29 protein-coding genes and 1 tRNA gene are annotated in these 26,997 nt (G+C 46.9%); 11 read left to right on the forward strand and 19 right to left on the reverse strand.

Going from position 1 to position 26,997, the window contains the following annotated elements:
- Nucleotides 1-32 precede the first annotated feature (32 nt).
- From QMA41_RS23250 to QMA41_RS23330, 17 genes are all read right to left on the reverse strand, one after another.
- Nucleotides 33-1,025, reverse strand: a complete 993-nt coding sequence (locus QMA41_RS23250; protein WP_281630710.1) for a flagellar motor protein MotB — start codon at nt 1,023-1,025, stop codon at nt 33-35.
- The gene (gene motA / locus QMA41_RS23255; protein ID WP_006963047.1) at nt 1,025-1,882 is read right to left on the reverse strand and encodes a flagellar motor stator protein MotA; all 858 of its coding nucleotides are present in this window, start codon (nt 1,880-1,882) and stop codon (nt 1,025-1,027) included. The genes QMA41_RS23250 and motA overlap by 1 nt, the downstream gene beginning before the upstream one ends.
- A 9-nt stretch (nt 1,883-1,891) precedes the next feature.
- Entirely contained in the window at nt 1,892-2,620 is a 729-nt protein-coding gene (locus tag QMA41_RS23260; RefSeq protein ID WP_006963046.1) for a FliA/WhiG family RNA polymerase sigma factor, read from the reverse strand.
- Between the two features lie 12 nt (nt 2,621-2,632).
- On the reverse strand, nt 2,633-3,130 hold the full coding sequence (locus QMA41_RS23265) for a flagellar basal body-associated FliL family protein (RefSeq protein WP_019277545.1): 498 nt from the start codon (nt 3,128-3,130) through the stop codon (nt 2,633-2,635).
- A 14-nt stretch (nt 3,131-3,144) separates the two neighbouring features.
- Complete coding sequence (locus QMA41_RS23270) at nt 3,145-4,152, reverse strand: flagellar hook-length control protein FliK (protein ID WP_281630711.1); 1,008 nt, start codon at nt 4,150-4,152, stop codon at nt 3,145-3,147.
- Nucleotides 4,153-4,154: 2 nt separating this feature from the next.
- Nucleotides 4,155-4,469, reverse strand: a complete 315-nt coding sequence (locus QMA41_RS23275) for a hypothetical protein (protein ID WP_019277547.1) — start codon at nt 4,467-4,469, stop codon at nt 4,155-4,157.
- A complete protein-coding gene (fliS, locus tag QMA41_RS23280; RefSeq protein ID WP_281630712.1) occupies nt 4,453-4,839 on the reverse strand; it encodes a flagellar export chaperone FliS in 387 nt (128 codons plus the stop codon). The genes QMA41_RS23275 and fliS overlap by 17 nt, the downstream gene beginning before the upstream one ends.
- Nucleotides 4,840-4,860: 21 nt before the next feature.
- Nucleotides 4,861-6,198 carry a flagellar filament capping protein FliD gene (fliD, locus tag QMA41_RS23285; RefSeq protein WP_281630713.1) on the reverse strand — a complete coding sequence of 446 codons (1,338 nt, stop codon included), beginning with the start codon at nt 6,196-6,198 and terminating at the stop codon, nt 4,861-4,863.
- Nucleotides 6,199-6,538: 340 nt separating this feature from the next.
- Nucleotides 6,539-7,372 (reverse strand): lateral flagellin LafA, encoded by an 834-nt coding sequence (gene lafA, locus QMA41_RS23290; RefSeq protein ID WP_021458296.1) that lies wholly within the window; start codon nt 7,370-7,372, stop codon nt 6,539-6,541.
- A 191-nt stretch (nt 7,373-7,563) separates the two neighbouring features.
- Nucleotides 7,564-8,370 (reverse strand): diguanylate phosphodiesterase, encoded by an 807-nt coding sequence (locus QMA41_RS23295; RefSeq protein WP_281630714.1) that lies wholly within the window; start codon nt 8,368-8,370, stop codon nt 7,564-7,566.
- Complete coding sequence (flhA, locus tag QMA41_RS23300; RefSeq protein WP_281630715.1) at nt 8,363-10,453, reverse strand: flagellar biosynthesis protein FlhA; 2,091 nt, start codon at nt 10,451-10,453, stop codon at nt 8,363-8,365. Before flhA ends, QMA41_RS23295 begins: the two co-directional genes overlap by 8 nt.
- Nucleotides 10,454-10,483: 30 nt before the next feature.
- Nucleotides 10,484-11,611: a flagellar biosynthesis protein FlhB gene (flhB, locus tag QMA41_RS23305; RefSeq protein WP_281630716.1), complete on the reverse strand. Its 1,128-nt coding sequence runs from the start codon at nt 11,609-11,611 to the stop codon at nt 10,484-10,486.
- Nucleotides 11,608-12,384 (reverse strand): flagellar biosynthetic protein FliR, encoded by a 777-nt coding sequence (gene fliR, locus QMA41_RS23310; RefSeq protein ID WP_281630717.1) that lies wholly within the window; start codon nt 12,382-12,384, stop codon nt 11,608-11,610. The genes flhB and fliR overlap by 4 nt, the downstream gene beginning before the upstream one ends.
- The gene (gene fliQ, locus QMA41_RS23315) at nt 12,384-12,653 is read right to left on the reverse strand and encodes a flagellar biosynthesis protein FliQ (RefSeq protein WP_006963035.1); all 270 of its coding nucleotides are present in this window, start codon (nt 12,651-12,653) and stop codon (nt 12,384-12,386) included. The genes fliR and fliQ overlap by 1 nt, the downstream gene beginning before the upstream one ends.
- 11 nt (nt 12,654-12,664) lie before the next feature.
- On the reverse strand, nt 12,665-13,423 hold the full coding sequence (fliP, locus tag QMA41_RS23320; protein ID WP_281630718.1) for a flagellar type III secretion system pore protein FliP: 759 nt from the start codon (nt 13,421-13,423) through the stop codon (nt 12,665-12,667).
- Between the two features lie 14 nt (nt 13,424-13,437).
- Nucleotides 13,438-13,806 (reverse strand): flagellar motor switch protein FliN, encoded by a 369-nt coding sequence (fliN, locus tag QMA41_RS23325; protein WP_006963033.1) that lies wholly within the window; start codon nt 13,804-13,806, stop codon nt 13,438-13,440.
- Nucleotides 13,806-14,621, reverse strand: a complete 816-nt coding sequence (locus QMA41_RS23330) for a FliM/FliN family flagellar motor C-terminal domain-containing protein (RefSeq protein WP_038156250.1) — start codon at nt 14,619-14,621, stop codon at nt 13,806-13,808. Before QMA41_RS23330 ends, fliN begins: the two co-directional genes overlap by 1 nt.
- Before the next feature lie 415 nt (nt 14,622-15,036).
- Between QMA41_RS23330 and QMA41_RS23335 the strand changes: the two genes are divergently transcribed.
- From QMA41_RS23335 to QMA41_RS23385, 11 genes are all read left to right on the forward strand, one after another.
- Nucleotides 15,037-15,948, forward strand: a complete 912-nt coding sequence (locus tag QMA41_RS23335) for an OmpA family protein (protein WP_281630719.1) — start codon at nt 15,037-15,039, stop codon at nt 15,946-15,948.
- A 2-nt stretch (nt 15,949-15,950) separates the two neighbouring features.
- Nucleotides 15,951-17,282: a sigma-54 dependent transcriptional regulator gene (locus tag QMA41_RS23340; RefSeq protein WP_006963030.1), complete on the forward strand. Its 1,332-nt coding sequence runs from the start codon at nt 15,951-15,953 to the stop codon at nt 17,280-17,282.
- Nucleotides 17,283-17,294: 12 nt separating this feature from the next.
- Nucleotides 17,295-17,651 carry a flagellar hook-basal body complex protein FliE gene (gene fliE / locus QMA41_RS23345; protein WP_006963029.1) on the forward strand — a complete coding sequence of 119 codons (357 nt, stop codon included), beginning with the start codon at nt 17,295-17,297 and terminating at the stop codon, nt 17,649-17,651.
- 3 nt (nt 17,652-17,654) lie between these two features.
- Nucleotides 17,655-19,403 (forward strand): flagellar basal-body MS-ring/collar protein FliF, encoded by a 1,749-nt coding sequence (fliF, locus tag QMA41_RS23350; RefSeq protein ID WP_038156246.1) that lies wholly within the window; start codon nt 17,655-17,657, stop codon nt 19,401-19,403.
- Nucleotides 19,366-20,385, forward strand: coding sequence for a flagellar motor switch protein FliG (locus QMA41_RS23355; RefSeq protein ID WP_019275543.1), 1,020 nt, complete (start codon nt 19,366-19,368; stop codon nt 20,383-20,385). Before fliF ends, QMA41_RS23355 begins: the two co-directional genes overlap by 38 nt.
- 3 nt (nt 20,386-20,388) lie before the next feature.
- The gene (gene fliH / locus QMA41_RS23360; protein ID WP_281630720.1) at nt 20,389-21,138 is read left to right on the forward strand and encodes a flagellar assembly protein FliH; all 750 of its coding nucleotides are present in this window, start codon (nt 20,389-20,391) and stop codon (nt 21,136-21,138) included.
- The gene (locus QMA41_RS23365) at nt 21,131-22,477 is read left to right on the forward strand and encodes a FliI/YscN family ATPase (protein WP_006963025.1); all 1,347 of its coding nucleotides are present in this window, start codon (nt 21,131-21,133) and stop codon (nt 22,475-22,477) included. Before fliH ends, QMA41_RS23365 begins: the two co-directional genes overlap by 8 nt.
- Before the next feature lie 10 nt (nt 22,478-22,487).
- The gene (locus tag QMA41_RS23370) at nt 22,488-22,928 is read left to right on the forward strand and encodes a flagellar export protein FliJ (protein ID WP_099607516.1); all 441 of its coding nucleotides are present in this window, start codon (nt 22,488-22,490) and stop codon (nt 22,926-22,928) included.
- A 77-nt stretch (nt 22,929-23,005) separates the two neighbouring features.
- On the forward strand, nt 23,006-24,376 hold the full coding sequence (locus tag QMA41_RS23375; RefSeq protein ID WP_043008837.1) for a hypothetical protein: 1,371 nt from the start codon (nt 23,006-23,008) through the stop codon (nt 24,374-24,376).
- Between the two features lie 179 nt (nt 24,377-24,555).
- The gene (locus QMA41_RS23380; RefSeq protein ID WP_021458195.1) at nt 24,556-25,524 is read left to right on the forward strand and encodes a M23 family metallopeptidase; all 969 of its coding nucleotides are present in this window, start codon (nt 24,556-24,558) and stop codon (nt 25,522-25,524) included.
- Nucleotides 25,410-25,850 carry a polymer-forming cytoskeletal protein gene (locus tag QMA41_RS23385; RefSeq protein WP_129542192.1) on the forward strand — a complete coding sequence of 147 codons (441 nt, stop codon included), beginning with the start codon at nt 25,410-25,412 and terminating at the stop codon, nt 25,848-25,850. Before QMA41_RS23380 ends, QMA41_RS23385 begins: the two co-directional genes overlap by 115 nt.
- A 77-nt stretch (nt 25,851-25,927) precedes the next feature.
- Here QMA41_RS23385 and QMA41_RS23390 read toward each other — a convergent pair whose 3' ends face one another.
- Nucleotides 25,928-26,521, reverse strand: coding sequence for a transcriptional regulator (locus tag QMA41_RS23390; protein ID WP_281630721.1), 594 nt, complete (start codon nt 26,519-26,521; stop codon nt 25,928-25,930).
- 399 nt (nt 26,522-26,920) lie between these two features.
- Nucleotides 26,921-26,996 (reverse strand) — tRNA-Asn (locus QMA41_RS23395).
- Nucleotide 26,997 lies beyond the last annotated feature (1 nt).

Raw genomic sequence — 26,997 nt, forward strand, 5'->3', positions numbered from 1 at the left:
GTTAGCAGGCGCTGCAAGAGCGCCTGAGAGAGTTAAAGTTGCTGAAGCTTTGGCTTCGAAAAAGCTTGAGTATCTGAAAAGTTAATCACTTCCTGGCGAATAACCGGCTGATTAAATTCCGCCTTCTGTTTGGCTTTTTGCAGTTCGCTGTCAGCATTATTACCAAAGAAGGTTTCCAATACCTTGGCGGCTGGCGTGGTGAGGATAAACAGCTCAATGCGTCGATTCTCACTTGATTCCGGTTCATCACCATTGAGTAATGCGCGATCTGACATCCCTGTGACTTGCAGTACTCGCTCGTCGGGCATCCCTCCGGCAACCAGAGTGTGCCTAGCTGCATTCGCACGTGACGCGGACAGCTCCCAGTTAGAGCGACGTTCAACGTGACCTTTAAAGCGAGTAGAGTCAGTATGACCGCTGATGATCAGTGGGTTCTCGACACGTTTAAATACAGGCGCTAAGGCAAGAAGCAAATCTTCAAAGAATGGCGTCAATTCAGAGCCACCACGACCAAACATGTGCTGTTTGTAGTCGTCTTGAAGAACAATCCGTAGACCTTGTGGCGTTACGGTGACATTGACATTACCCTGAGCGCTGATTTGTCGAACCGCTTCCTTAATGACTTTCGCCAGTGCAGCCAGTCGTTCCTGTGTGTCGAACGTTCCGGGAATCAGAGAGTCTGTTTCCGGACCTTCACCATCACCCTGAAAGAATGAACTGACAATGTGGGTAGAATCATGTCGGCTCGGTACGGAAGAGTCGGCAGCCAAATCAATAGGAGAGATACTTTGCGAGGTATCAAACGGATTCCCGTAGCTCTTATCAAACACGCTCGCACTCTGAAGGTGAGCGACAATCGCCTTACGCTCCTCTTTGTCAACAACCTGCATCACCCATAAGACCAGAAACAGCGCCATTAAGGCGATCATGAAATCAGCGAAAGCGACCTTCCAGGCGCCTCCGTGAAATTCATCGTCATCGACAGTTTTTGTTCGTTTGAATACCACCTGTTCTTGTCTTTGCATTACCCCTCCTGCTCAGCGAGCCACTTCTCCATCTGATTGAATGTCGGTTTAATGTCTAACTGGATGTGTTTACGGCCAGCATCGATGGCAAGTAAGGTTGGCTTCTTCGCCACATAAGCCACAAGTGTTGCTCTGACGCACTCGAATGCGGTCATGTTGCGCTTCACGCGCTGTGCCATGGCATTGCTAAGTGGATCAAGACAGCAATAACAACCGAAGATACCAACGAATGTTCCAACCAGAGCCGCAGCGACGTGGTAACCCACAAGAGCGATTGAGCCGTCAATAGCCTGCATCGTAATGATGATGCCGCCGACTGCCGCCAAGATACCAAAGCCCGGCAGTGCTTCAGCCGTTCTCTGCATTGAGCGAGAAGGGAGGAGCATTTCTGTTTGAATGGCTTCGATTTCCTGTTCCAGTAAACCTTCTAATTCGTGAGGCGACATTTGACCCATGGCCATTAAACGCAAGTTGTCAGTAATAAATGAAATTAGGCGGTAATCTGAACCAACTTTTGGGTAGGCGAGAAAGATCGAGCTCTGATCTGGAGCCTCGATATGAGAATCGAGAAACTTAAAGCCTCTGCTGCGCGCTGTTTCAAGCAAGTTGTTAAGCAGAGCCATCAGCTCCATGTAGTATTCGTATTCTTCGCGTGGTGCAGAGATGGTGGCACGAACTTGCTGACGCATCTCTTTCAGGACTTGTGGCGGGTTACCTATGATCAGCGAGCCAGCAGCGGCGCCAATGATGATCAGAAATTCAGCCGGTTGCCAGATAGCGCCAAGCTTACCGCCCGCCCACATATATCCGCCAAAGACACACAGTAAGACGGTGATGGCTCCAAAAAACTTTTGCATTTGTGACTCCTAGGAGGATAAGTAGTGGTTGAGTTGTTTGAGTGCTTGTTTGTGCAGCTGACAAATTCTCGGAGGCGTCAGATCAAGCACTAAAGCGATTTCGTGAAGGTTGAGTTCGTGTTGATAAAACAGCGTCAGCAGCAGTTGATCTCTTTTGGGCAGTTTATTCAGAGCAAATTCAAGACTGCGACGAGTTTGCTCATGGGACATTCCGTCATAAACAGCGTCAGATTGTGCTTCGATACCGTTTTCAATCAATTGATCTAGGCTTTGCATTTCCCCAGCGAGGGCCGCGTTTTGGCGAGTCAGATAATCTTGTTCGTCTGTTCCCAATGCTTTGATGATTTCGGCATCGGTCGGTTGCCGGCCAAGAGAACGCATCAGATCACGAGTGACATCATTGAGCTCATGAGCTTGTTGACGCGTTTTTCGTGATCGCCAGTCAAGCCGGCGCAACTCATCCAGTATTGAGCCACGGATCCGACAGACCGCGAAGGCAGGGAAGTTGGGGTCCTCAACGTTTCCGTATCGACGGCCCGCTTCCAGTAAACCAATAAGGCCAATTTGCTGCATGTCTTCGATGCTGCAATGCGGTGTAGCATGGGCTCTGAGTTGATTGACGATACGGTTGACCAGTACTTGGTGCTGTTTGAGCAACTTATTCTCGTCAATAGGAATGGAAGGTGAACTGATTTCACCTTCGACGCCGTATTCTTCCTGAAAGTTCATATCCAACATGGGCCGTGCTCCTTATTGCACGACGTATTTCGTCAGCAAGACGTCATCGATATCGCGAAGAATATCGGTTTTCTCAAAGGCTAGCAGCACCGTTTGTTTGACCTGATTCTGGAGCAGGTTAACTGCGCCGTCCTGATGCAGATCTTCGTAGGTTTTGTCGCTGAAAAGCTTCAGTAGTGAATTGCGCACAATTGGCATGTAGTCATCAATATTTTGAATGCGTTCTGGGCGGCGAGTTTCAATCGCGACTTCCAGCATGACGAAGTGGGTCTGGCGCTTTCCTTTAACGCTGAGGACAATTTTGTCCAGTGAGTGGAAGCTAGGCGTCTGAGCTGGGTTGCGTTCTTCGGTAAGGAAGGCAAGGGGAGAATCTGCGAAAAATGATTCTGAATTGTTACTATTCCCCGATTGCTTTAAGAACCAAATTCCACCAACTACGGTTGCGGCTGAAACCAGGGCACTGGTGAGGATCATCGCAGAAAATACCGCGATCATTTGTTTTTTTGTCATAACCCTATTCCTAATTATGCGTGTGTGCTGAGCCAATGTTCTGATGGATCATTGGGATTGTCTGAATTGGCAAACTCGCGACTATCGAAAATGTGTGTTTGCTGTTCACCTTGATGAGGTGACTGGTCGCGTTCACTTTCTCCTGAGCCTACGTTGACGTCGACATGGACAAAGTTCTGGTCTTGCAACTCAGCTCGCAGCCGGTCAGAAACTTGAAGCAAGGCCTCGCGGGTTGCTGCCGCATTAGCGTTGATTTGCACATTGAGGCGGTCGCCATCAACGCGTACCAGCAAGTCCAGCTTTCCAAGCTCTGGCGGATCTAGACGGATCTTGGCTTCTTGCATGCTTTGTTGTGCTTGAAGTGAGACTCTGTCATGCAATACCTGCATCATTTGTTCGCCCCACTTAGCCGCACTGGTATCAACTTTTACTGCTGCCCATTCTGCTGTTTGTACAGACGTTGCTATAGGTTGCTGGTGAGAGGTTTGAGGCTGCGGTTGCACTTGTGTTGAGGCCAAGGTTTGCAGAACATTCTGAACTGATGGGCTCTGGCTTACAGGCGTGTCGATACTCAAAGGCCCGCTTGTCTGCTTCACCAGTTGATGGCTTATACTCTGCGGTGTCATTCTGTCTGACGAATTTGTGTCCACTGAGCCTGTCATAGCATCGAACGTTTGAGCACCGCTTGCTACTCGCTTTTGTTTTAGCTGTAGCAAAGCTAAAGCGTCCGTGGTTGCAGAGTGTTCTTTCAGTAGATGAGGGTTTTCAATCGGTAGCGTAGTCGTATGATCTGAGCTATTTTCCTGCCCTAGCATTTCCTCGCTATCATCCGTTAAGGTCACGACAGTTTGTTCAGCATTTGGCTGACTGCCAGTAAGCGTCGATGCTGGTTGCCCCATGAGAGTAAAGCCAGTGTTCTGTTCGGCAGGTTGACCGAATCCACGGGCTTTTTGGATCGTACCATCAGCGGAGAACTGCTCTGGTCTTTGACCTGTCATGGTGTGAAGTGAAGGTGTGTTCATTGCTAGTACTCCATGGTCATCGCAAGCTGGTAAGCTTTTGCACGCTCATGCTGAGCGTCGACAACATTAATCTCTGCTTCCAGTTCGTTAATGGCCTTATCCAGTGCGTCAAAAGCTTGTTTGTGTACAGCTTTCACTTCGGTAATGACAGGCGCGAGTCTAGGATCTTTGAGGTAGGGCTGGTGGCTTTCCAGCAGTTCTCTCAATTGAAGGTCGTAGCGTTTCAGACCTTGCCAGTCCTGGGTTTTTGTTGCGATATGAATCAGCTTCGCGAGATGGCGAAATCGTTCAGGGGACACTTTATGCTTGCTGACCAAAACTCATCCACCCCTCACGTATATTGTTCATGACATGTTCCACACTGGTGAGTTTGTCCAGGTTGTTTTGTACGCTTGCCTGATAAAACTCAACCTGACAAAAGTCGTATAGCTGGTGGAGGTTCTCAGCGATCTCGCCGCCATTCTCTGCATCAAGTGCGCTATCTAGGCCAACCAAAATATTCATGCATTTATTAATGCCAGCCCCTTTTTCTGCAAGGCGACCTGAGGCCATGTGGCCTCGAACTCGTTCGATTTCGTTGAGCAAACCGTCGATTAACATCACCACCAATTGATGTGGGTTTGCCGAGGCAGCCTGAGCATCAAGATCGACTTGTTGATAAGAGTTGTAGCCTGAGTCCATTAACATAAAAACGTCTCCTGGTGTCCGTTAACCAAACATCGACATGGTTTGGTTCATTTGGCGCATAATGGTGTTCATTTGGGTGAATTGTTTGAGGTAGCGGTCGTAAGCCATATCGTATTTACGGTCCAACACGACCTGTTTGTCGTTGATGCGATCAATGTTCTGCTTTAGTGCGTCTTTTCGAGATTTAAACAAACCGGAAGAGAACTGCAGGTAAGGCTCGATGATGGTGTCGATGCTATCTAGCAGGTTGCCGTCACCGTTGAACATTGCTTCAAGGCCTGTACTGTTATCGATTTGAGCCTGCTCGAACTTTTCTGAATCGAGCTTCATTTTTCCGTCACGATCGATCTCAATACCGACCTGACTCAGGCGAAGGCCACCGAAATCTCCACGCACAACAGACTTCACCTGGCTTTCAATCGCTCGTAGGGTAGGGTCACTGGCTAGAACAGCCCGAGTGTTGTTTTCCGTGTCTACTTTGGTGTATTCGTCAACGGTCGACATCAACTTGTTATAGGCGTCGATAAATTTGTTGACCTGCTCTTTAGTGGCGTCATTGTCACCACCGACGCTGAGGGTTAACGGCGATTCGCTGGTTTCTTGGGCTTTGCTGACAGTGATGTCGAGGCCATCAATAGCATCACTAAACGTATTGCTACTGCCTTCGAGTTTAAGGCCTGAGTCTTTCGCCCCTAGCCAAATGATGGCGTCTTTTGCTTCGCTGATTTGATTGAGGTTGGTGAAGGCATCTTCAAACCAACTCTGTCCAGTCCCTGTCGCCGAGACTTCAATCTTGTTTGCTACCCCAGTTTCTTCACTGGAGAGCATGAAGTGGGTTTTGCCACCTGAGCGAACCAAGGTGGCGTTTACGCCCGGATTATCGGGGTCATTGTTGATGGCCGAAGTTAAGTCAGCCATGGTTGCCTTACCATCTCCGTCACTGTCCAGAGTGGAAAGATCCAACGTCATTGTCTCGCCGTTGATTTTAAACTCGAGCGTGCCAGTCAGAGGCACTTCCGTTGTAGACTCCAGATCGGCAGGCATGCCCGTTGATACCTGGTGCGTTGTCGCGACTTGTTCAACAAAAATCTGATAACTGCCCTTGAGCGCTTTGGAGTCAGCACTGGCAGTGAAGAAACCCTCACTCGACACGGTTGCGCTATTTTTGATGATTCCTGATGTGCTGTTGTTCATCTCATTCACAGCAGTCCGGAATTCACGCAATGCCGATTCAACTTTGCCAAGTGCATCCAGTTGAGACTGATACTGGGAGGCTTGAGTGGTGTAGCGCTGTTTGAACGACTGGACATCAAAGGTTGCCAGTTGCTGTGCCATGGTTGCTGGATCGATCGAACTCATCAGAGTACTCCCTTGTCTTTTGTGTATGACCGTTGTGGTTCATACCACCATCATCTTTCTGATTTAATTAGAGAAATAGCAAGATGAATGCCATGCAGTTAGCTTTTAAATATCAATGACTTATGCATTCATTCTTGGTTTTGCGGAAGTACGACTTCCCATTGCTGAGTTCCGCTGCTTCCTTGAATGAAACTCAGCTTTGCTCAATGTTTTAAGGCGACCAAATGGCAGGGTTTGTTAAATGAAAAAGGTTTTGACTAGGAGTCTTAAAACAAAAAAAGCCTCCGCAAGGGAGGCTAAAATCACTGGAGTAAATAAATAGAAGAGTGTCTCTTGCCAATTAGCGAAGTAGAGACATTGCCATGCTAGGCATTTGGTTCGTTTGAGCAAGAACTGTTGTACCGGCTTGCATTAGCATTTGGTTCTTCGTCATGTTTGAAGATTCCACAGCGAAGTCTGCGTCTGTGATACGACCTTTCGCAGCAGCCGTGTTTTCAGATACGTTTGCTAGGTTATTGATGGTGTGGTCTAGGCGGTTGATATTAGCACCTAGTGATGAACGCACTTTGTTGATAGTGTCAAACAGACCATCAACAGTGCCGATTGCTGTTGTTGAGTTAGCAAGGTCTGTGATGTCGCCAATAGAGGCAGCATCGAATTTAATGTTACCTAAATCAGTTGAGATGTCTAATTGTAAAATTTCTGTTGCTGACGTACCGATTTGGAATTGAACTGCAGCACCTAGTTTACCACCTGATAGAAGCTTTTGGCCTGCGCCGTATGAAGTCTCAGTCAAGATACGTTCTGCTTCTTTACCTAGCTCCGCATATTCTGCGTTTAGTGCTGTTCGCTCTGAAGCTCCATTCGTGTCGTTCGCAGATTGTGTAGCAAGATCTTTCATGCGGTAAGCAATGTTAGTCAGCTCCTCTAGTGCGCCGTCTGCCGTTTGCAGCATTGAGATTGCGTCTTGAGAGTTACGCATTGCAACAGACATACCACGAGTTTGTGCTTCAAGTTTGTTTGCGATAGAAAGACCTGCTGCATCATCCGCTGCAGAATTGATACGCATACCAGTACTTAGGCGCTCCATAGCGGTAGAGAGTAGATCGTTTGTGCTGCTTAGTGTGTTCTGTGTAACTAGTGATGCGTAGTTAGTGTGCATTGATAAAGCCATTATGGTCTCCTTCGTTTTTCACAATACTCAGATTTTGGCTTCAGGATTTCCCTGGTCACTAACAGGAGGCGGACGATAAATATCGAAGATTAATTAAAAAGTTTAAATTACTGGAATATTTAGAGAATTGGCGCTGATTTAGTGAGGTTGATTCCACTAATTGGTGCTGTTAGCGCCAATTAGTGGATTAACTAGGCTTCGTATTCGTTGGTAAACGTCTTAAAAGAGAGTGAGGTTGGGATATCACTGAAGTAACCAAAATAGTAACTAGCGCCAAGTAATTTGTATTGGTTCAGCTCTTTTTGGCTGGCAACCCGACTGGCGACCCACTTTAGTTTATGCTTTTTCAGAAAACGAACGATGGGCAAAAAGGCCATTCGGTCCTCTTTATCTTCCAGTGACACCGAGAGTTTCAGCATTGCAGGCTCATAGCAAGCCAACTGCTCAAGTAAAGGGCAGGGTGGAGCAACTTCAAACCACAGCGCATAAGCATATTCTGCGACAAGCTCGATCAGGTTTTCTACCGACGAGGCAAACCCTAATGAATGGCTAAGTTGCAGTGAAGGAATAACATGCGCGAACGCTTTCTTATGGCAGAGAATAACTTGCTGCAAAAAATGTTCACCCTGCGGCCAGACAAGAGCTTCGACCTGAAGGGGGACGACGACGTTGCTGATTAAGTCCGGATGAAATGTATCTAGTTGAAAGCGGGTCTGGCGCAGCGCTAGGTACAGGCTGAACAAATCTAGGCAGTATTTGACCTTTTGAGACAGGTCGAATTGATACACACTTTGTTCTCCGTCACCGCCAAACCTGAGTGTCAGGTGCTGAAATTCGACTTCGCCTGAGTCGGCAGAGCGGATAGCCTGACACGCATGCCGGATGTCGTTGTGGACCAATGCTTCATGGATGATTTGATCATCTTCGGTCTTAAGGTGCTCTTCCATGAGCTTGGCGATGTATCTGTACATCGCCTGATGTGAGTTGAGGTTAGCCAAGGTTTCCTACCACGTTGATTTGTTTTGTTTCTGGTATTTCGTTGTATGACAATACCGCCAATCCTTGAGAAAACGTGCGAGCATAGCGGGCAATCAGCGGTCTAAGCTGCGGCATAACCAGGAGTATTGGTGCCAGCCCTTGCTGTTTTAGCTGCTGTTTAATCAAAGGTAAATTTTGTTGAAACTGAGCCAGAATGTTAGGTTCCACAGGGAAACTGTCGAGGTTCACCGTGCCACTTGCTTGTGCCTGCTGAAGAGATGTCATCAGCATTTGTTCCAGTTCATCGGAGAGTGCATACACCTTCAGTTCCACTTTCTGACCTGCGATCAAGTTGACCAGAGTACGGCGCAATGCGCATCGCACATCAGCCGCCAGAAGTATCGGGTCTTTGGTGTTTTCAGACGATTCAAGCATGGTGTTCGAGATAGTACGAATATCTTGCAAAGGCACCTGATCAAGCAAAAGTTGACGATACACCTTCAGCTGCTGTGCTGGATTGAGTGCTGCGCCAAGAGCTTCTGCCAGCTTCGGCGCTTGCTGGGTCAGCCTCTGCATCATGGCATCAACATCATCGTGATTAAACAGCTCTGAAAGGTGGGTTTTGATCACTTTACTGATATGGGTTGCGATGACAGTCGCATCATCTACCACCTGATAACCCATATTGAGCGCTTTGGCTTTATCTGTGTGCTCAATCCAAACTGCTGGCAACTGATAGGCAGGGTCGCTGCCAAGAATGCCATCGACTTCGCCATACGTCTCGCCAACAGCAATCGCCATCAAACGCTCTGGCTCGATAAAGCCTTGCTCTATCGTTTCTCCGTTGAGTGAAATGGTGTATTGGTTGGGTTTTAGGCTCAGGTTGTCACGAATACGCACTTCCGGTAGCAAGAAGCCGACTTGCTCAGACAGGTTACGCCTTACACCGCGGATTCGCTGGGTGAGTGGCGCGCCTTGTTCTTTGTTGACCAGATGAACCAGTCGATAACCGAGTGCTAAAGACAGTGTGTGTACATGTGGAATGTCTTCCCAGCTTAGCGGAGTTTCTTCCTGTTGCATGGCCTGAGTGAGTACTTCGACGTCTTCAATCTGAGCATCATGAACGGGGCTTTTTTGTTGACGCCAGGCTGCAAATCCAAGCACAGCGGAAAAAGTAAAGAAGGCGAGATGAGGCATGCCCGGTACCATACCGATGATTAACATCACCGCTGATACGGTAAACAGAGTAGCCGGTGATGCCAATAACTGCTTTTGCATGGTTTCTGACATATCGTTGTCGCTGTCGTTGATGCGAGTAACGATAATGGCTGCTGCGGTTGCTAAAAGTAGTGAGGGTATTTGGGCTACTAAGCCGTCACCAATAGTCAGTAGCGCATAGGTTTTAAAGGCCTCGGAGGCAGCAAGTCCGTGTTCAAATACACCGATGCTGATACCACCTGTGATGTTAATGAACAGGATCAGCAATCCGGCGATAGCATCACCTCTAACAAACTTTGACGCACCATCCATAGAACCGTGGAAATCAGCTTCATTCGCCACTTCACGTCTGCGCTGACGGGCAGCTTCCTGATCGATCAAACCCGCATTGAGATCCGCATCGATTGCCATTTGCTTACCAGGTAAAGCGTCAAGCGTAAAACGTGCTGATACTTCTGAAATACGTTCACCACCTTTGGTGATAACCACGAAGTTGATGATCATCAAGATGACGAAAATCACCATACCGACTACATAGTTGCCGCCGATCACTACCTCACCAAAGGCCTGAATGACTTTACCTGCGGCATCACCACCATTGTGACCTTCGAGCAGGACGACTCGAGTTGAGGCGACGTTGAGCGTCAGTCGCAATAGTGTCGCCACCAACAAAATGGTTGGGAAAATGGAAAAGTCGAGTGGGCGTTTAGCCGTTGTACTGACCAACAGCACCAAAATGGCGAGCACGATATTAAAAGTGAACAAGGCATCCAATAGCAATGGCGGCAGTGGCAAGATGACCATAGCCAGCACCATTAGTAAGACCAGCGGAATACCGACAAAGCCTTTTGTGGAATGTTGTATCTGTTTTAACCGATTGAGCATAGGTTGGTGTCCTTGGGTAAATACGGATGATCAGTGTTGCAAATGCTTTGGAATGGTGAAGTGAGGTAAAGGCATTGGCTTTTCACCATTTCCGGTACGGAATGCTTTGAGTTGCATGACATACGTCAGAATATGCGCCACCGCGATATATAGCTGGCTTGGAACGGCCTGTTCAATCGCAGTGGTGTAGTAAATGGAACGGGTAAGCGGTGGCGAGTTGACGATTTCAACCTGATTTTCACGAGCGATACGTTGAATATGCATCGCTGTTTCGTCCACGCCTTTGGCAACCACAAATGGGGCGTCTGATAACGCAGGGTCATACTTCATTGCTACGGCGTAGTGGGTCGGATTGGTGATGACCACATCCGCTGTCGGTACCATCTTATCGATTTTACGCCGAGCAAATTGTTGTTGAATTTGGCGAATACGCTGCTTGACCTCAGGGCGTCCTTCGTTGTTTTTGTATTCTTCTTTGAGCTCTTGTTTGGTCATTTTGAGCTCTTTCATGTGCTCCCAGCGTTGGTAGGGGATGTCAATAACGCCGAATAGTAGTAACGCAAACCCCATCATTAACAGACCATCGAATAGAATTTGCATGACGTTAACCACACCTTGCTCCAGCGAAAGTCGCTGCATGCCCAATAAAGGTTGTAGGTGGTTATCTAGATAAGCGTAGAGCACGCCAAAAATGACCAGTACTTTGAGGGTCGATTTCAGCAGTTCAACCAGTGAACGCGTTGAAAACATCCGTTTTATTCCGCTGAGAGGGTTAAGTTTACTCAGCTTTGGAAAAGCGTTCGCTAAACGGAACATCCATCCACCCAGCACCATAGTACTGGCAAGCGTAACGGCAATAATCACGACAAACATTGGCAAAAGCAGCGTAATGATCATGCCGAGGCTGTGGCCGAGCTGCTCAACCATTTGCTTAGGATTCGCTAAATCCTGTTTAGTCAGCGCCATGTTAAAGCGAAAGATACCCGCAATGCTTTCCCAAATTACTGGAAGTTGACTATAGAAATACACGGCAACAGCGAGAAAAATAGCGGCAGTCGTGAACTCTTTCGCTCTGGGAATCTGACCTTCCTGACGCGCTTTCTTGATTTTCTGCGGGGAAGCTTTTTCGGTTTTGTCCTGAGAGGATTGTTCGCTCATCCGCCCCCCACCATGAATTGATTCAGAAAACGTAGGGTGTCGTTGACCAGCACAGTATATCGGCTCGGCACACCAGACACAGAAATGAGCACGCTGAATAGCCCTAGCAGCATGGTCATTGGAAAGCCTAATGCATAGACATTCAATGAAGGTGCTGCTCGGTTCATCACACCAAAGCTGATGTTTGCTAACAACATGGAGACAATGGCTGGAAGGGCGAGTGCCAGTGCAGATGCAAACATCCAACTGAATAAATTAACGATGCCTTGCAGAGAAGCTGAAGTCAGACCGGAACCGACCGGCCAGACAACAAAACTCTGGATAAGCACATCGAGTACCACTAAATGACCTTCGAGAGATAAAAACAGTAAGGTACAGAAAATCAGAAAGATACGACCAAGAATTGCCACGGACATGCCGTTGACAGGGTCGTTCATCATCGCCATGCCCAAGCCCATCTGCATTGAGACTATCTGGCCCAGCGTCGTAAAAATGGTAAACAGCATGTGCAAAATCAGGCCAAAGAATAATCCCCAAATGGCTTGTTCGAAGGCGAGAAACAGCGAAGTCATCGAGAAAAACTCGACCGCTGGCATTGGCGGCATCAAAGGAGCAGAGATCATCACGATCGAGAGCGCCAGTAAGCTACGTACCCAGACGGGTATCAATGAGTCACCAAAGAAAGGCATGGAGATAAATACCGCGCCTATACGGAAGAAAGGCCACCATAGCTGACCAAGGAGGCGAGAGATTTCTGCGAAATTGACCTCCATCAGCCAATCATTCCTGGAATATTGTGGAACAGGTAGTCGAACAGCTCCATGATTTTACGTAGCATCCAGTGCCCAGCAAAAATTACCATGAGTAACGTGACCAGAAGCCTTGGTAGAAAGCTCAGTGTTTGCTCATTGATTTGCGTGGCGGCCTGAAAAATTGCAATGCCAAGGCCGACAATCAGACCGGGCACAACCAGCACTGCGACCATGGTGATGATCAGCCATACCGCATTGGAAAACAGGGTGACGGTCATTTCTGGTGTCATGTGAACTCCTGCTACCCAAAACTGGCGGATAATGTGCCGACCGTCATGGCCCAGCCATCGACCAGAACAAACACCACCAGCTTGAATGGAAGTGAGATGATCAGCGGCGATAGCATCATCATGCCCATTGCCATGAGGACACTGGCGACGACAAGGTCAATGATTAGAAACGGAATAAACAGCATGAAGCCAATTTGAAAAGCGGTTTTGAGCTCACTGATGACAAAAGCGGGCAGTACCACGGCAAATGAGATGTCCTCCAGCGCGGTATCGAGTGGCTCATTAGCAATGCGCAGCATTTGTTCCAGAGATGTCTGCTGAGTTTGTGCCAACATGAAATTGCGTACGGGCTTTTCTGCAACGGAAAACGCCTGCATTAAAGTAATTTCACCATTGTCGTATGGCTGGAAAGCATTCTGGTAAATGTCTGTCCAGACAGGGCGCATGATCAGTAGCGACAGCGCGAGTGCAATACCGACTAGCACTCGGTTAGGTGGGCTTTGTTGGAGCCCTAACGCCTGACGCAGGATCGCGAGAACCACAATAATGCGGGTAAAGCTGGTGGCCATCAGAATAAATGCAGGAAGAAAACTCAGGGCTGTCATCAATAACAGAATCTGCAGTTTTACACTGTATTCTTGTTGGGTTGCTCCGTCACTGACAGACAAAATGGTTAAGCCTGACTCATTCGCAACAGAAGGGAAAGCGAAGAGCAGGCTAACCAAACCGATTAGGATCCCCCATCCCTGAAAGGAAGATGACTTAGTCATGTTTCGGTGGACCTTTACTGAACCGCAGAAGTTAGAGCTGAATCGACGATATCAATCAGTCTCAGACCATATTTTTCGTTCACGACAACCACTTCCGCATGGCCCATCAGAGAGCCGTTGACTTTAACGTCCAGAGGTTCGCCATTGAGTTTGTCGAGCTCTATGACACTGCCTTCTCCAGCTTTCATCAGATCGCCCAAGGCGATATCTTTACTGGCAACCTCCAAAGTTACGGTAACAGGAATATTCTTGAAAAAGCTCAGATCACGTTCAGGAGTTGGTACTGCAGCATCGAGAATGTCGGTGTGTGTATCTTCTAATTGAAAGTCATCAAAGTTCAGTTCTTCACCATTAAATGCGGTGGTCTCTGTTGTCTCGCTCATTAAAAAGATTCCTTATCTTGATTAAGAATTAAAACTAGCTGCCCATCATTCTCCGCGACTCGACCAGAAAAAAGATGTTCTTGGCCAATACTGACGGGAGCTGAAGACAATAATTCGATGGGTAATACGTCGTTAGGCTGCAGTGAAATCAACTCACTGAGCGGCATGGTTTTTTTACTAAGTAAGACATTGAGCTTGACGGGAGTCGAAGCAAGAGATTGACAGAAAGGTTCGTACATTGACTCTTTGGGTTGTAGGTCCAGCTGTTCTGTCAATGTGGCAACAAGCAGTTCATCTAGCTTAACGTGTATGGTGCCTTGGTGGTCGTTGAGGTTGACGTCAATGGTGGCGTAAAGACCAGTTCCCTGTGCTGGCTCGAATTCGCAGTCAGACCACATTTCCTCTGGAGCCAGCCAGTTGATGATCAGCCGTCCGATTTTTTCCTGAAGCCGCAAGTCACTATTGTTAAGTGAAGTATGGCTTCTTTCCATTTTTGCGTCGTAAAAGCTGTCAGCTAATTTAATTAGTGTCTGGCTATCGGTATGGATAAATACTCGCCCGCCACCATCATGTCGGAAAGTACTGATAAAAGACTTATCCATTTCACTTGATGTAAAAGTATGCAGTGAAACTAGATTTATATTAGCTTCTGCATGATGAGTTTTTAACCAGTTTTGTAGCTCATACGTCAGGCCATTACACGAGGTAGATATTAAATCATCCAATTTATCTCGAATAACGTGAATAGGTTTCCCTAACGACTCTATGCTTAGAGGCTGATAATCTGGAATAGATATCTTGCTGCTACTTTCCATTTATATTTTACCGTGTCTTGACAAAGCGATTTTTAAATTTTCTAACTCAATTGGCGCAAGTCTACATAGAATTTTTTGTTCTAAATAACCCCGATTTATAAAATTTGTGACTTTACTCCATATGTTGATTTTAAGTCGTTATATATATCTTCTCATCAAAAATAAAACAGGTTAGTTTGCGATACATACAAATGATGAATGACGATTTTTTGTCGTTATCAGTCACTTGTTCTGTTTTATCTTTATGGTTTTAAATGATTTTTATTGATTTGTTACATGTTAATTACATCGCGATGATGTCATGAACTAACGGTCAATATATAAACAAGTTCCAATTTCTCGAAATTCCAAGAGATAAATTATTTAATTCGAATGGATGATTCTTCTGTTTATTTAATGGCACTCATATAACATCATGAACACGAAAGCTCCGAAAATATTTTTATTAGCTTTACTCTTTCATTGTTCTTCTTCTCTCGCTGACACTGAGGTTGAAGTCCCTATGGATGAAGTAAATTGGCTTTATAAAGGAAGTAGCTTAGCGTGTAATTTGAAGTATGAAGATTCTTCCTATGGGAAGTTTTATTTCCGCTCTGAAGAAGTCAGTAAAATATATTTCCACTCTCAAGTGGAAAAAAACAATAAAAATTGGAACAGCGCTAAGTTATATAGTTCTCCAGCACCATGGAGTGCGGTAAATGAACTCAGGCTCATAAGTCAGAATGCCGCCATTAATAATCAGCGTTCTACGTTTCAGCATAATATTGATGGCTTATTAAACAATATTGAATCAGGACATTGGATAAAGTTTGCTTTTGGCGGAAGGGACGCTTCCGATAGCATGACTTATATTTTGCCGACGATTCGCATTCAGAAAGCATTAGCCCAATTTCGTCGTTGCCAATCATCGTTACCGGGCATGTCCTATGCTCAAGCCCGAAACCTCACTCTCTCATTTGATCTAGGCCAACGTCACTTAACCGCCCAACAAACGAATACTCTGGGTGCGCTTTACACTTATCTGCGCGCCGACAAAAACATCAGCAAAGTATTGATCGATGGCTACACCGACAACGTCGGTTCCAACGTCGCTAACCTAACCATCTCTAAGCAACGAGCAGATTTGGTTGCGAAAGCACTTAAAAAATCTGGCGTAGAGGCCGCAAGAATAGAAGTACGGTCTCATGGTTCTCGATACCCCATCGCTAGTAATTCAACACCAGAAGGGCAGGCTAAGAACCGCCGCGTGACTTTAAGGCTGGTGCGCAATGATGAAGCAGTAGTACCAAAACAAAATATAAAAATGAACGATAGGGAAAAGGCTTAAAGATGGCAGAGACAAATATCTTGTTAGTTGAGCCAAAGGATGAATTTGCTCAGCCAGTCATTAGAGTGTTAGAGGATTCGGGTTACCGTGTGACTCATTCTCGGACTGGGCGAAGTGCACTGCTTGAGGGTGCTGCGCCGATTACTTTGGTGAGTTCAAATTTGCCTGACATGTGCGTCAGAGAGTTCGTCAGTTGTCACCAAAAGACATCAAGCAATGGCGTTGCTATTGCAATCGTTGAACAAGAGCAGGGAATCTTAGCCGCTGAAACAATGAAAGCTGGTGCGACGGATTACCTGCTTCGTCCTTTTGAAAACAGCCAATTAGTAAACCTACTGCGTCGTGTTGAGGTGATTGGCAAACCAATGGCAAACATTGTTGCCGAATCATGGCGGAGCAAACAGGTACTTCAGCTAGCTCACCGTGCAGCTTGCACGAATGCCAGTGTTTTGGTTACCGGAGAATCTGGAACCGGTAAAGAAGTGCTGGCGCGTTATGTCCACGAGCATTCTCCACGATCAAGTGGCCCTTTTATCGCAGTAAACTGTGCCGCCATCCCCGAATCTATGCTTGAGGCGGTCTTGTTTGGCCATGTGAAAGGTGCTTTCACTGGTGCCACTCACTCGCAAAGCGGTAAGTTTGAAGAAGCGAACAACGGAACGATACTGCTGGATGAAATTGGTGAGATGTCGCCAGCGGTTCAGGCCAAACTATTGCGCGTACTTCAGGAGCGTGAAGTTGAGCGAGTGGGTAGTCATAAGCCGATTCAGCTTGATATTCGGGTCATTGCCGCCACGAATAAAGATCTGCGCGAAGAAGTGAAAAATGGCACGTTCCGTGAGGATCTTTATTATCGATTGGATGTTTTACCCTTGCATTGGCCTCCACTGCGAGAGCGCAGCGAAGACATCCTGCCGATCAGTCAGTTCTTCATTAACAAATATCAAGATGGCAGTCAGTGTCACCTATCTCAAGATGCCATGATGGCGCTCAGTCAGTATCACTGGCCCGGAAACATTCGAGAGCTGGAAAACGTTATCCAACGAGCATTAGTCATGCGACACGGTGACTACATTACTGCGCATGATCTGATGTTACCAGTTGAGTTAATCAGCCCTGTCCAGACATCGACGCCTTCTCAGAGCATGGGGCATGTCGAGGCTAAGAAACAAGCTGAGTACCAGTATATTCTCGAACAACTTCGCCAGTATGGCGGCAATCGCACCAAGACAGCAAACGCACTTGGCGTCACTACGCGCGCTTTGCGCTACAAATTAGCGGCAATGCGCGAACAAGGTATTGATCTACAGTCGGCCCTAGGCTCGGCTGCTTAAGGAGGATAAGTTATGGCAAGTCAACCAATAAACAGTGCGATGACCGCAGAACAGCTAATGCTATCCAAGATGGATGCAATGCGCGCTCAGATTCAACCGGAGTTCGTGGTTTCTGCTAATCCACTTGATGTGCAGCAGGTGAATCAGCCTCTTTCATTTTCCACAGCGATGACCAATGTGCTTGATACGGTCAATCAGCATCAATCGGCTGCCAGCCAAAAAATGACCGCGGTAGAAACGGGTCAGAGCGATGATTTAGTCGGAGCAATGATTGCTAGCCAGAAAGCCAGCCTGTCATTCAACGCTTTGATGCAGGTACGCAACAAGGTCGTGACCTCGTTTGAAGATATTATGAAGATGCCGGTGTAACCCATGTCAGACTTAACTACCCAAGTTGCAGGTGGCGGGACATTTAGCGCTGCCAGCACACAAACTTCCTCCTCGCGAGGAATGGAAGACTTCACTCATAAATTGAAGCAGCTGTGGTCAAACAGCCAGAGAAATCTGGTTCTGTCTGCTGTTTTGGCCGCGATTGTGGCTGCAATCATTGTGGTGGCTCTTTGGAGCTCAACACAGAGCTACCGACCACTTTACAGTCAGCAAGAAAGATTTGATACCGGTGAAATCGTCTCTGTCCTTGAATCTGAAGGCATAAATTACCGACTTCAAGAGCAAAATGGCCAAGTACTAGTGCCAGAAGGTGAAGTCGCCAGAATCCGTATGTTGCTGGCGGCAAAGGGAGTGAAAGCCAAACTGCCAACAGGTTTGGATTCACTCAAAGAAGACAGTTCTCTTGGAACCAGTCAGTTCATGGAAACCGCACGCTATCGTCATGGTTTGGAAGGTGAACTGATACGTACCATTATCTCTCTCAATGCGGTTTCTAATGCCCGAGTTCATCTAGCCATACCGCGTCAAACACTGTTTGTTCGACAAAACAGCGAAGCGCCTTCAGCATCGGTCATGCTTGAACTCAAACCTGGTGAAGATCTGAAACCGGAACAGGTCGAAGCGATTATTAATCTGATTGTCGGCAGCGTGACTGGGATGAAGCCAGAACAGGTGTCGGTGATTGATCAGTATGGTCGTTTACTTAGTGCTGATGTTGCCTCAGCGGAAGCGGGTAAAGTCAATGCCAAGTATCTTGAATATCAGAAGAACGTTGAGAAACAAATTATTCAGCGCGCTTCCGACATGCTGACACCGATTGTCGGACCGAGTAACTTCCGCGTACAGGTAGCGGCGGATCTGGATTTTAGTCAGGTGGAAGAAACTCAGGAAATTCTTGATAACACACCAATTGTTCGTAATGAGCACACCATCTCCAACAACTCGATTGATCAGATTGCGTTAGGCGTTCCGGGAACCTTGAGCAATCAGCCTCCGGTAACTGGGGAAGTACCGACACAGGATAGTCAGAACACCAATGCTCGCTCTGAAGTAAACCGTCAGTACGCTGTGGGCAGCAGTGTACGCCGCACACACTATCAACAGGGCCAGATCGAAAAGCTCAGTGTTTCTGTCTTGCTCAATGAGGCCGCGGCGCCAAATGGTACAGCTTGGACTGCGGACGAAAAAGCTCAGATTTCTACTATGGTCACTGACGCTGTGGGTATTGCAGCTGACCGTGGTGACAGCCTCAGTTTGATGAGTTTTAGCTTTACACCGCTAGCGATTGAAGCGCCACCGACCATTCCTTGGTGGCAGGATCCAACGATTCAGCAGCCGATGCGTTACGTGATAGGAGGCATGCTGGGTATGGCGATGATTTTCTTCGTGCTGCGCCCACTTATCATGCATCTGACGGGTGCCGATATGCGCTCTCAAGAATTGGAGTTCGCTGAACCTCAGGAAGAGCCTATTTTCGACAATCTGCAAACGCGTGAAGAACGTGAACGTGAAGAAGCACTGAATCGCAAGTTATCTGAAAAAGGCATTGCCGCTTCCTCTGGTCTGGACGTGGGGAATGACATGTTACCACCAGCCGGATCGCCACTGGAGATTCAGTTGAAACACTTGCAGTTAATTGCTAACGAAGAACCTGAACGAGTCGCCGAAGTACTAAAACAATGGGTAAATGTGAATGAACACAGCAGAGTCAAAGCAGAAAGCAACGCTTAGTCACGTAGAGCAAACCGCTCTGGTTCTTCTCGGCATGGGTGAAGACGCCGCTGCCAAAGTGTTGCGTAACTTCACTCGAGATGAAACCCAGCGTGTGACAAAAGCAATGGCGAAATTGAGTGGGATAAAAAGTGATAGTGCCAACGGCGTTATCCAGCACTTCTTTGAGGACTTTCGTCAACACAGTGGCATCCGTGGGGCGTCAAAAGAGTATCTGTCGAACACACTGCGTAAAGCGCTGGGTAATGACTTAGCCAAAGGGCTCCTCAACAACCTATACGGTGATGAGATTCGCAATAATATGCAGCGCTTACAGTGGGTCGAAGCTGAGGTTTTAGCTCGATTCATATCTAATGAGCACCCGCAGATGCAGGCGATTTTTCTTGCCTATCTGCCACCGGAAAGCTCGTCAACAGTGCTCAAGCATTTACCTGAAGACTACCATGATGAACTCCTGTATCGGATTGCTCAGCTTCAGGATATTGACCATCAGGTTGCGAGCGATCTGAATGACCTGATTGAACGCTGTATTGAACAAGTCTCGGTCAGTCAGAGTGCTCCGCTCTCTGGAGTTAAACAAGTGGCGGACATCATTAACCGTTTTGAAGGTGACCGTGGTTCACTGATGGAAATGCTCAAGTTGCACGATGAAGAAGTGGTGAGTGAAATTGAGCAGAATATGTTCGACTTCATGGTGCTAGGTCGACAGAGAGAAGAAACAATGGATCGCTTGGTTCAGCAAGTTCCACTCGAACTTTGGGGTGTGGCTCTGAAAGGTGCAGAGATTCTTCTTCAGCAAACTATTAAGAGTGCAATGCCACAGCGCATGGTCAAAGCTCTGGAAGACGACATGGAAATTCGCGGTGCGGTACCACTAAGTCGAGTGGAGCGCGCCAGACAAGAGATCATGCAGATCGTACGTGAGCTGGATGAGGCGGGTGAAATCGAACTCGTGCTTTATGACGAACCTACAGTGGAGTAAAGCATGTCACTAGTGAAATCCAATTTACTGCAAGTTCCAGCATCAGGTTATCGCATTCATCGCTTTCCACCACTGGCGCAGCCAATGGCAAGCGATGATGAATTTGCCATCGATGATTCCTGGCAGGAATCCCAGATAGACCTGCAACAAAAGCTTGAAGAAGGGTTCCAGACAGGTCTCGAACAGGGACATGAAGAAGGCCTCCGTCAAGGGTTGAGTCAGGGGAAACAGCAAGGCTTACTGGAAGGCCAGAAAGAAGGTTTCCAGAAAGGCTTCGTATCGGGTGAACAGTCCGGTAAGCAGACATTTCTTGAAGCGACTAAGCCAGTAAATGAGCTTTATCAAACCTTGTCACGTTGGCAGTCTGAGCGTGAGCAACAGCAGCGACACATTATTTGCGAACTGGTACAAAAGGTCGCACAACAGGTGATTCGAGCAGAGCTGACTTTGATGCCACAACAAATCCTAGCGCTCGTTGATGAAACACTCGAAGCGATGCCCGGAAAAACAGAGAAAGTAACCGTTCACCTTAACCCTCAGGATCTTGACCGCATCACTCAAATCAATGCGGAATTACCTAAAGAATGGAAGCTGGTCGCCAATCCAGAACTGCCGACTGGCGGGTGTCATTTGGTGACCGATGATGCTGAGGCGGACGCCAGCTGTGACTCGCGCTTCCAAGCTTGCATGGACAACGTCAAAGAGCACTTGCTCGAAGAAGTGACACCTGTGGTTGAAGCTGACAATGAGTAATACGCTCGCATTTGATCTTCTGTCTGAACGAACCAGTGAAGCCATTGCTTCGCTGGATTCCATTCCCGTGGCTAGGGTCACGGGGCGACTGGTAAAAGTCACAGGACTGATGCTGCAAGCGGTAGGGTGTCGCTTTAAGCTTGAGCAGCGTTGCCTAGTTGAGACGGCGGAAGGTGACATGATTGAAGCACAAGTTGTGGGCTTTGATCATACCATCGCTTATCTGATGCCAATTCGTCGTCTTGGCGGATTATTTGCGGGAGCGAAAGTGATTCCACTGGATGGAGACAGCACAGTTCAGCTCAGCGAAAACTGGATGGGACGCGTGGTGAATGGGCTAGGTGAAGCCCTTGACGATGGACCTGTCTTGCAAGGAGGTGATCGCGTTTCACTTGAGCCTAAACCAATCAACCCTCTAAAGCGTAGACCCGTTGATTCACCGCTCAATGTTGGGGTACGAGCGATCAATGGCCTGCTTACGGTAGGTAAAGGTCAGCGTATTGGGTTAATGGCGGGCAGTGGCGTAGGGAAAAGTGTTTTGATGGGAATGATTACCCAAAACACGGAAGCGGATGTCATTGTAGTAGGCCTGATTGGTGAACGTGGTCGTGAAGTCCGTGAATTCATTGAGTCTAACTTGACTCCTGAAGCGCGTGACAAAGCGATTATCATTGCTGCGCCAGCAGACGAATCGCCGCTGATGCGTCTTAGAGCCATGTTGTTATGCCATCGAGTTGCAGAGTATTTTCGCGATAAGGGTAAAGATGTCTTGCTAATGGTGGACTCTCTGACTCGTTATGCGATGGCGCAGCGAGAAATTGCCCTCTCTCTGGGTGAACCACCCGCCACCCGAGGCTATCCACCATCGGTATTTAATGCCTTGCCGCAGTTACTTGAACGTGCCGGAAACAGTGAAAACCCCAATGGTAGCCTGACTGCCATCTATACCATTCTTGCCGCAGGTGATGATCAGCAAGATCCAGTGGTTGATTCTGCGCGTGCCATTCTTGATGGTCATGTCGTTTTATCTCGTAAACTGGCAGAACAAGGACATTATCCGGCGATTGATGTTAATGCTTCGGTGAGCCGCTGTATGACGGCTTGCTCACAACCTGCCCACCTGACCTTGGCCAATGAATTTCGCAAGACTTATTCGAATTACCTTCAAGTTAAAGACCTACTGCCACTGGGAGGTTACCAACCAGGACAAGATCCAGAACTGGATCGTTCGGTGGCTTTGTATCCACAGCTGACGGCATACCTTCAGCAAGCGGCAGACTGCTCTGTGGATTTTCCTCAAAGCCTGACAGAACTGGCGCAGCTCTTTCAATCAAATTAGGAATTAACGTATGGAAGCGAAATTGCGTGCTGTGGAGAAGTTTCAGAAAATTCAGCAAAAGCATCGAGATAGAATGTCTGCGCAGTTGGAATCGCTTCGCCAACAGCACACAGTAGCTGAGCAGCGTTTACAACAACTGATGGAATTGAAGCGCCAGACGCAACCACGATCGAGTCATGTTATGGCTTTACATCGAGAGGCATTGCTCAATCGTAGCCGTGTGGATCAGATGCTTCATAAGCTGATTGTCCATCAGGAACATGAGCAGGAGGTGATGCAAGCGCAATGCACGTCGTTGCAAAAACAGCTTGAAAATAAGCACCTCAGAGTCAAAGGTCTGGAAAATACTCTCGAACGTTGGAAGGAAGAGCACAATTCTGACATTCGACACAAGGAAGAGCTCGCGTTAGAAGAGATTATCAATAGCCGATTCGCGCAAAAAGCTCAATAATTCGTCACCCGCAAGGCTTTGCGTCACCTTAAACTGCATCAAGCCTGATTTACCCTAAGGAGGAGAGAAAGGTTGGTATGCTTAAGTTAAGAGATGCAAATGTCCTTATCATCAAAGAATTTCCGAATAAAAACATTAGCATATCTAGTCTTATGCTCTCTTTGGGAATCAAGCAACACAAGATTATTCATCTGAATTCCCCACATGAAGCGCTTAATCGGACGTTCCATGGCCGTTTTGATATTCTGATTTGTGATCAGAGCTTTCGCAAAAACACGGTTAAGTCACAGGATCTGATTCTTGAGTTGAGAAAGTCGAAGACTATAGATGAGCGCTCGACAATCATTATGGATTGCGCGGATAGCAGTATCCGTGACAGCTCATATTACTTTGGTGATGTCCACCTCAAGCCGGAAGATAATCAGCGGGATATCAGTGTTCTTATCCGCAAGGTGTTTGAGAAGAAGAATAAGGTTTGGCCTCTGCTTCAGCGCAACGATATTGAGTGTGCTGACGAGATGGAAAAGCGCTACCAATTCTTTGAGCAGCACTACTTTGAATATCAGTATGATTTCAAACTCAATCGTGCCCACCATCACTTGGTAAAACGTGAACTAAAACAAGCCACGGAGCTATATGGTGCTTTGATAAAAGAGGCGGGCAAGCGAGATTATTCTCTAGAGATCAGTCTGTTTCTCAATGCACTGGTATTAAATGCTCAGTCAGACGATGCGCTGGAGCTGTATAACAAGTTCAATTCTGCCAAGTTTCAACTCGGTCAGCCATTTGACGAGATAGGGACGTTGCTGATGCTGCAAAATGGCAGCATACAGGATGCTTACCGCCTGTTGACTCGTTCGGGCTCACGTTGGGGGCTTAGTTTGGCTCATCAAACATCGCTGGCTTTGATGAGCATTGCCGCCGGTCGATATGATGATGCTCTGGTTCACTTCTCTTCTGGTCTTAATACCGCCAAACTGATCAATCGAGACGTTGCCCAGCACACCCTGAACTATCTGTTCGCATTGCTAATGCTTTGGATGCGAAGTGAAGAGGGGAGTGGCTTGTATGAGAAGAAATTTGATCAGGTTGTTAAAGAAATGTCCCGTCACAAGCTCACGGAAAGTGAGAGTCAGCATCTGGCATTAATTCAGCTTCATGCTGAATTCCTCACGGGGGCACGACAAAGCGCGGAGTCTGTGCTGGATAGCTTTACCCGTAAGCTCGACAAAGTGAGTAGTGTGGCGAAAATCCATGCACTATTTCTTTCTACGGGTTTGTCTAACAAAGACAACCTTACCCTCATTTTTGATAATCTTCTCCATCACGACAGTGTGTTTATGTTTGAACCACTTCCTCCTGTCTGTGCTGCGTTGGTTAAACGCATTGATTTTAAGCAATTTGCCAGTGACATGAAGCGTTTTAATCGCGAGAAAGTTGCTGAGTAGTTGTGACTCTGTTTTCAGGACCAAAATAGCCTAAGCGACCTGTTTTGAATCGCAATTAAATCCAATTTTTATCTCTGGGATAAGGTTTCCGAATTGGAAACCTGACTCTTCTCGCGTCATTTTGCCCTGATAGAATTCCTCTCACTTTAATGATTGTAAGAGTGTGTCATTGAGAAAGTATGGAATCTAATCACTTAACCGTTATGGTCACTGGCATTGAGGGAACGCGCTTTTTTAATCTATCGTTCCGGGCTATTACAGGGATTAAGTACTCGCTGTTATTTATTGCTGTGGTGTTCTTTACCTTGCTTGGACTTTTGTCGATTCTAGCGGGCGATGCTTCTGATTCCGAACGGGAAAAAAGTGAACTGTTGAGTAAAGCCTATTCTCTCGAAAAAGAGTTAATACGCTCACACGAATTTCAGAGTGACTTAGAAAGCCACCTGACGAGAAAGAAGCAAGATCTCGCTTACGTGACGGACAAACTGCGTGATATTGAGTCTGCGCTAGAGCTTTCCAACGAGTCCTTAGATTTAAGAGATAGAGTTGATAGCGCGGCGCTTAGTACTGCAGTTCGTCATCAGATGATGCAATTGATACCCAATGGACGACCAGTTAAAGCGGGTTATCTTTCTTCCCATTACGGTCGCAGGGTGCATCCAGTCACCAAAATGAAAGCCATGCATCATGGTATTGATTACGCGGTTAATGCTGGAACTCCCATCTACGCTCCGGCTGATGGCATTATCGAAGTGGCGAGAAAAAGTAATAAAGGCTCAGGCAATTTCTTAAAACTGGCGCACTCATTCGGTTTTACTTCTTCTTACTCTCACCTGAGTGCATTCAAGGTGAAGCGTGGAGATTACGTTAAGAAAGGTGATTTGATTGGCCTGTCGGGTAACTCTGGGTTATCGACTGGGTATCACCTGCATTATGAGGTTCGTTTGGTGGGGCGCTCTCTGGATCCATTGCCTTTCACCAAATGGGAAATGAATAACTTTGACTCGATTTTCGAATCGAATAAGGACGTAAAATGGGATTACTTGGTAAACAGAATCGAGAATCAAATAGCCACTGCTCTCAAACTGTCATCGCGGAAGGAGGCTATATTGAAGGACAACTCAAGCTTACTTGTAACATCCAGATAGATGGTCAAATAAAGGGCAGCATTGAAACCGATCGTAGTGTCACCATTAGTGCGACTGGATCTGTTGACGGTTCGATTCGTGCTGAACGTCTGATTATCAATGGCCGCTTCCTTGGCAAGGTTTACACTAAAAGCTTAGAGATTCTAGAACATGGCTACCTTGAGGGAGAAGTGTCTGCTACAGAATTTACCATTCAGAAAGGCGGCGTCTTTCTAGGGAACTCAAAGAATGTCTCCACAGAGGAAGTCGTTAATCTAGACGCTGCGAAAAAAACATCCAAGCCAAAGGCAAAAACAGAACAAGGTAAAGTTGAGCAGTGCGCTTAACGAGCATTACAGATTCGCACGACAATGATATCTCCCGATGGATCGGGAGATATTTGGACAGTTTATTTGGGCCGAATTTAAAAGTGATATTGGATATTCGTCATCAAGAAAACTTCGTCACCTAGTTTTGATGTTGTTTTAGTGTTCCCTTCTTCATTAGTTAGTTCTGTAGTGTGGTACAGGTAACTGACTTCTGTACCAACACTCCATTGCTCAAATTGGTAGTTTAGTCCTGTTTGTGCTCCCAGCACTACTCCATCCAGTTCGTGTGTATCGTAGCTCGCATTGAACATTTCGTAGCCCAGCTTGCCACCTAAGGTCCAGGAAAGTTTCTCCGTGATTGGCACAAGGTAGTCGTACCTTGTATAGAGAGTGCCGACTTCAAGGTCGCTATCTGAGTTGTTTTCTTCACTCGTACCACGATAGTCATAACCTAGACTTAGTTGGTGAGCATTATTGAAGATAACACCACCACGCAAACCAAACACCGCGGAGGATGACATATCTTGGCCTTGATTGACGCCATTGGTTTCCACTTCGATTGTACCGCTAATGCGGGCACCTGCATCAAGGCCAATGAAATAATCATAGTTCTCTGAAGCATTAGCAGTGATTGCTGTTGTCGCCATCAAGACACCGAAAGTAACCAGTTTTAAGGATTTGTTTTGCATAGTGTGTTTCCTACATTTAACGCTAGCGATTGGCTAACTCTTTTGTTGTTTTCGCTTTCACATCACGGTGAAAGTGGCGGTTAAGGTAGAGATACAAACGACAAAAGCGAAAGGAAATGCACGGAATAGTACGGAATAAAGCTAAATTGTTTTTTTATTTATAATTGTTGATAAATTACCTAATTACGTATCCCGTTGTTTATTGGGCTTTTAAACGGTAAGAGAGTGCAAAAATGAAGGGAGCGGTTTGAGCGAATTATGTGATTACCTTGCGTTTAAGATTTGAGGCTAGGTATGCAGGGAAGGCCTAGTAAATCAAAGGAGAGGAAGCACCGCTGTATAGAGTCTAAGGGCTGCTGAAACGAAAAAAGACGTCCGAAGACGTCTTTTTCTTGAATTTGGCTCCCCCTGCGGGACTCGAACCTGCGACATACGGATTAACAGTCCGCCGTTCTACCAACTGAACTAAGGGGGAA

The organism is Vibrio sp. St2 (genome assembly GCF_947311885.1).
GTDB classification, from domain to species: Bacteria; Pseudomonadota; Gammaproteobacteria; order Enterobacterales; family Vibrionaceae; genus Vibrio; species Vibrio coralliilyticus.

Bases quoted from the DNA above. Each gene is read 5' to 3' on its own strand.
- QMA41_RS23250 (WP_281630710.1), bottom strand. From the start codon at position 1,025: ATGCAAAGACAAGAACAGGTGGTATTCAAACGAACAAAAACTGTCGAT.
- motA (WP_006963047.1), bottom strand. From the start codon at position 1,882: ATGCAAAAGTTTTTTGGAGCCATCACCGTCTTACTGTGTGTCTTTGGC.
- QMA41_RS23260 (WP_006963046.1), bottom strand. From the start codon at position 2,620: ATGTTGGATATGAACTTTCAGGAAGAATACGGCGTCGAAGGTGAAATC.
- QMA41_RS23265 (WP_019277545.1), bottom strand. From the start codon at position 3,130: ATGACAAAAAAACAAATGATCGCGGTATTTTCTGCGATGATCCTCACC.
- QMA41_RS23270 (WP_281630711.1), bottom strand. From the start codon at position 4,152: ATGAACACACCTTCACTTCACACCATGACAGGTCAAAGACCAGAGCAG.
- fliS (WP_281630712.1), bottom strand. From the start codon at position 4,839: ATGTTAATGGACTCAGGCTACAACTCTTATCAACAAGTCGATCTTGAT.
- fliD (WP_281630713.1), bottom strand. From the start codon at position 6,198: ATGAGTTCGATCGATCCAGCAACCATGGCACAGCAACTGGCAACCTTT.
- lafA (WP_021458296.1), bottom strand. From the start codon at position 7,372: ATGGCTTTATCAATGCACACTAACTACGCATCACTAGTTACACAGAAC.
- flhA (WP_281630715.1), bottom strand. From the start codon at position 10,453: ATGCTCAATCGGTTAAAACAGATACAACATTCCACAAAAGGCTTTGTC.
- flhB (WP_281630716.1), bottom strand. From the start codon at position 11,611: ATGAGCGAACAATCCTCTCAGGACAAAACCGAAAAAGCTTCCCCGCAG.
- fliR (WP_281630717.1), bottom strand. From the start codon at position 12,384: ATGGAGGTCAATTTCGCAGAAATCTCTCGCCTCCTTGGTCAGCTATGG.
- fliQ (WP_006963035.1), bottom strand. From the start codon at position 12,653: ATGACACCAGAAATGACCGTCACCCTGTTTTCCAATGCGGTATGGCTG.
- fliP (WP_281630718.1), bottom strand. From the start codon at position 13,423: ATGACTAAGTCATCTTCCTTTCAGGGATGGGGGATCCTAATCGGTTTG.
- fliN (WP_006963033.1), bottom strand. From the start codon at position 13,806: ATGAGCGAGACAACAGAGACCACCGCATTTAATGGTGAAGAACTGAAC.
- QMA41_RS23330 (WP_038156250.1), bottom strand. From the start codon at position 14,621: ATGGAAAGTAGCAGCAAGATATCTATTCCAGATTATCAGCCTCTAAGC.
- QMA41_RS23335 (WP_281630719.1), top strand. From the start codon at position 15,037: ATGAACACGAAAGCTCCGAAAATATTTTTATTAGCTTTACTCTTTCAT.
- QMA41_RS23340 (WP_006963030.1), top strand. From the start codon at position 15,951: ATGGCAGAGACAAATATCTTGTTAGTTGAGCCAAAGGATGAATTTGCT.
- fliE (WP_006963029.1), top strand. From the start codon at position 17,295: ATGGCAAGTCAACCAATAAACAGTGCGATGACCGCAGAACAGCTAATG.
- fliF (WP_038156246.1), top strand. From the start codon at position 17,655: ATGTCAGACTTAACTACCCAAGTTGCAGGTGGCGGGACATTTAGCGCT.
- QMA41_RS23355 (WP_019275543.1), top strand. From the start codon at position 19,366: ATGAACACAGCAGAGTCAAAGCAGAAAGCAACGCTTAGTCACGTAGAG.
- fliH (WP_281630720.1), top strand. From the start codon at position 20,389: ATGTCACTAGTGAAATCCAATTTACTGCAAGTTCCAGCATCAGGTTAT.
- QMA41_RS23365 (WP_006963025.1), top strand. From the start codon at position 21,131: ATGAGTAATACGCTCGCATTTGATCTTCTGTCTGAACGAACCAGTGAA.
- QMA41_RS23370 (WP_099607516.1), top strand. From the start codon at position 22,488: ATGGAAGCGAAATTGCGTGCTGTGGAGAAGTTTCAGAAAATTCAGCAA.
- QMA41_RS23375 (WP_043008837.1), top strand. From the start codon at position 23,006: ATGCTTAAGTTAAGAGATGCAAATGTCCTTATCATCAAAGAATTTCCG.
- QMA41_RS23380 (WP_021458195.1), top strand. From the start codon at position 24,556: ATGGAATCTAATCACTTAACCGTTATGGTCACTGGCATTGAGGGAACG.
- QMA41_RS23385 (WP_129542192.1), top strand. From the start codon at position 25,410: ATGGGATTACTTGGTAAACAGAATCGAGAATCAAATAGCCACTGCTCT.
- QMA41_RS23390 (WP_281630721.1), bottom strand. From the start codon at position 26,521: ATGCAAAACAAATCCTTAAAACTGGTTACTTTCGGTGTCTTGATGGCG.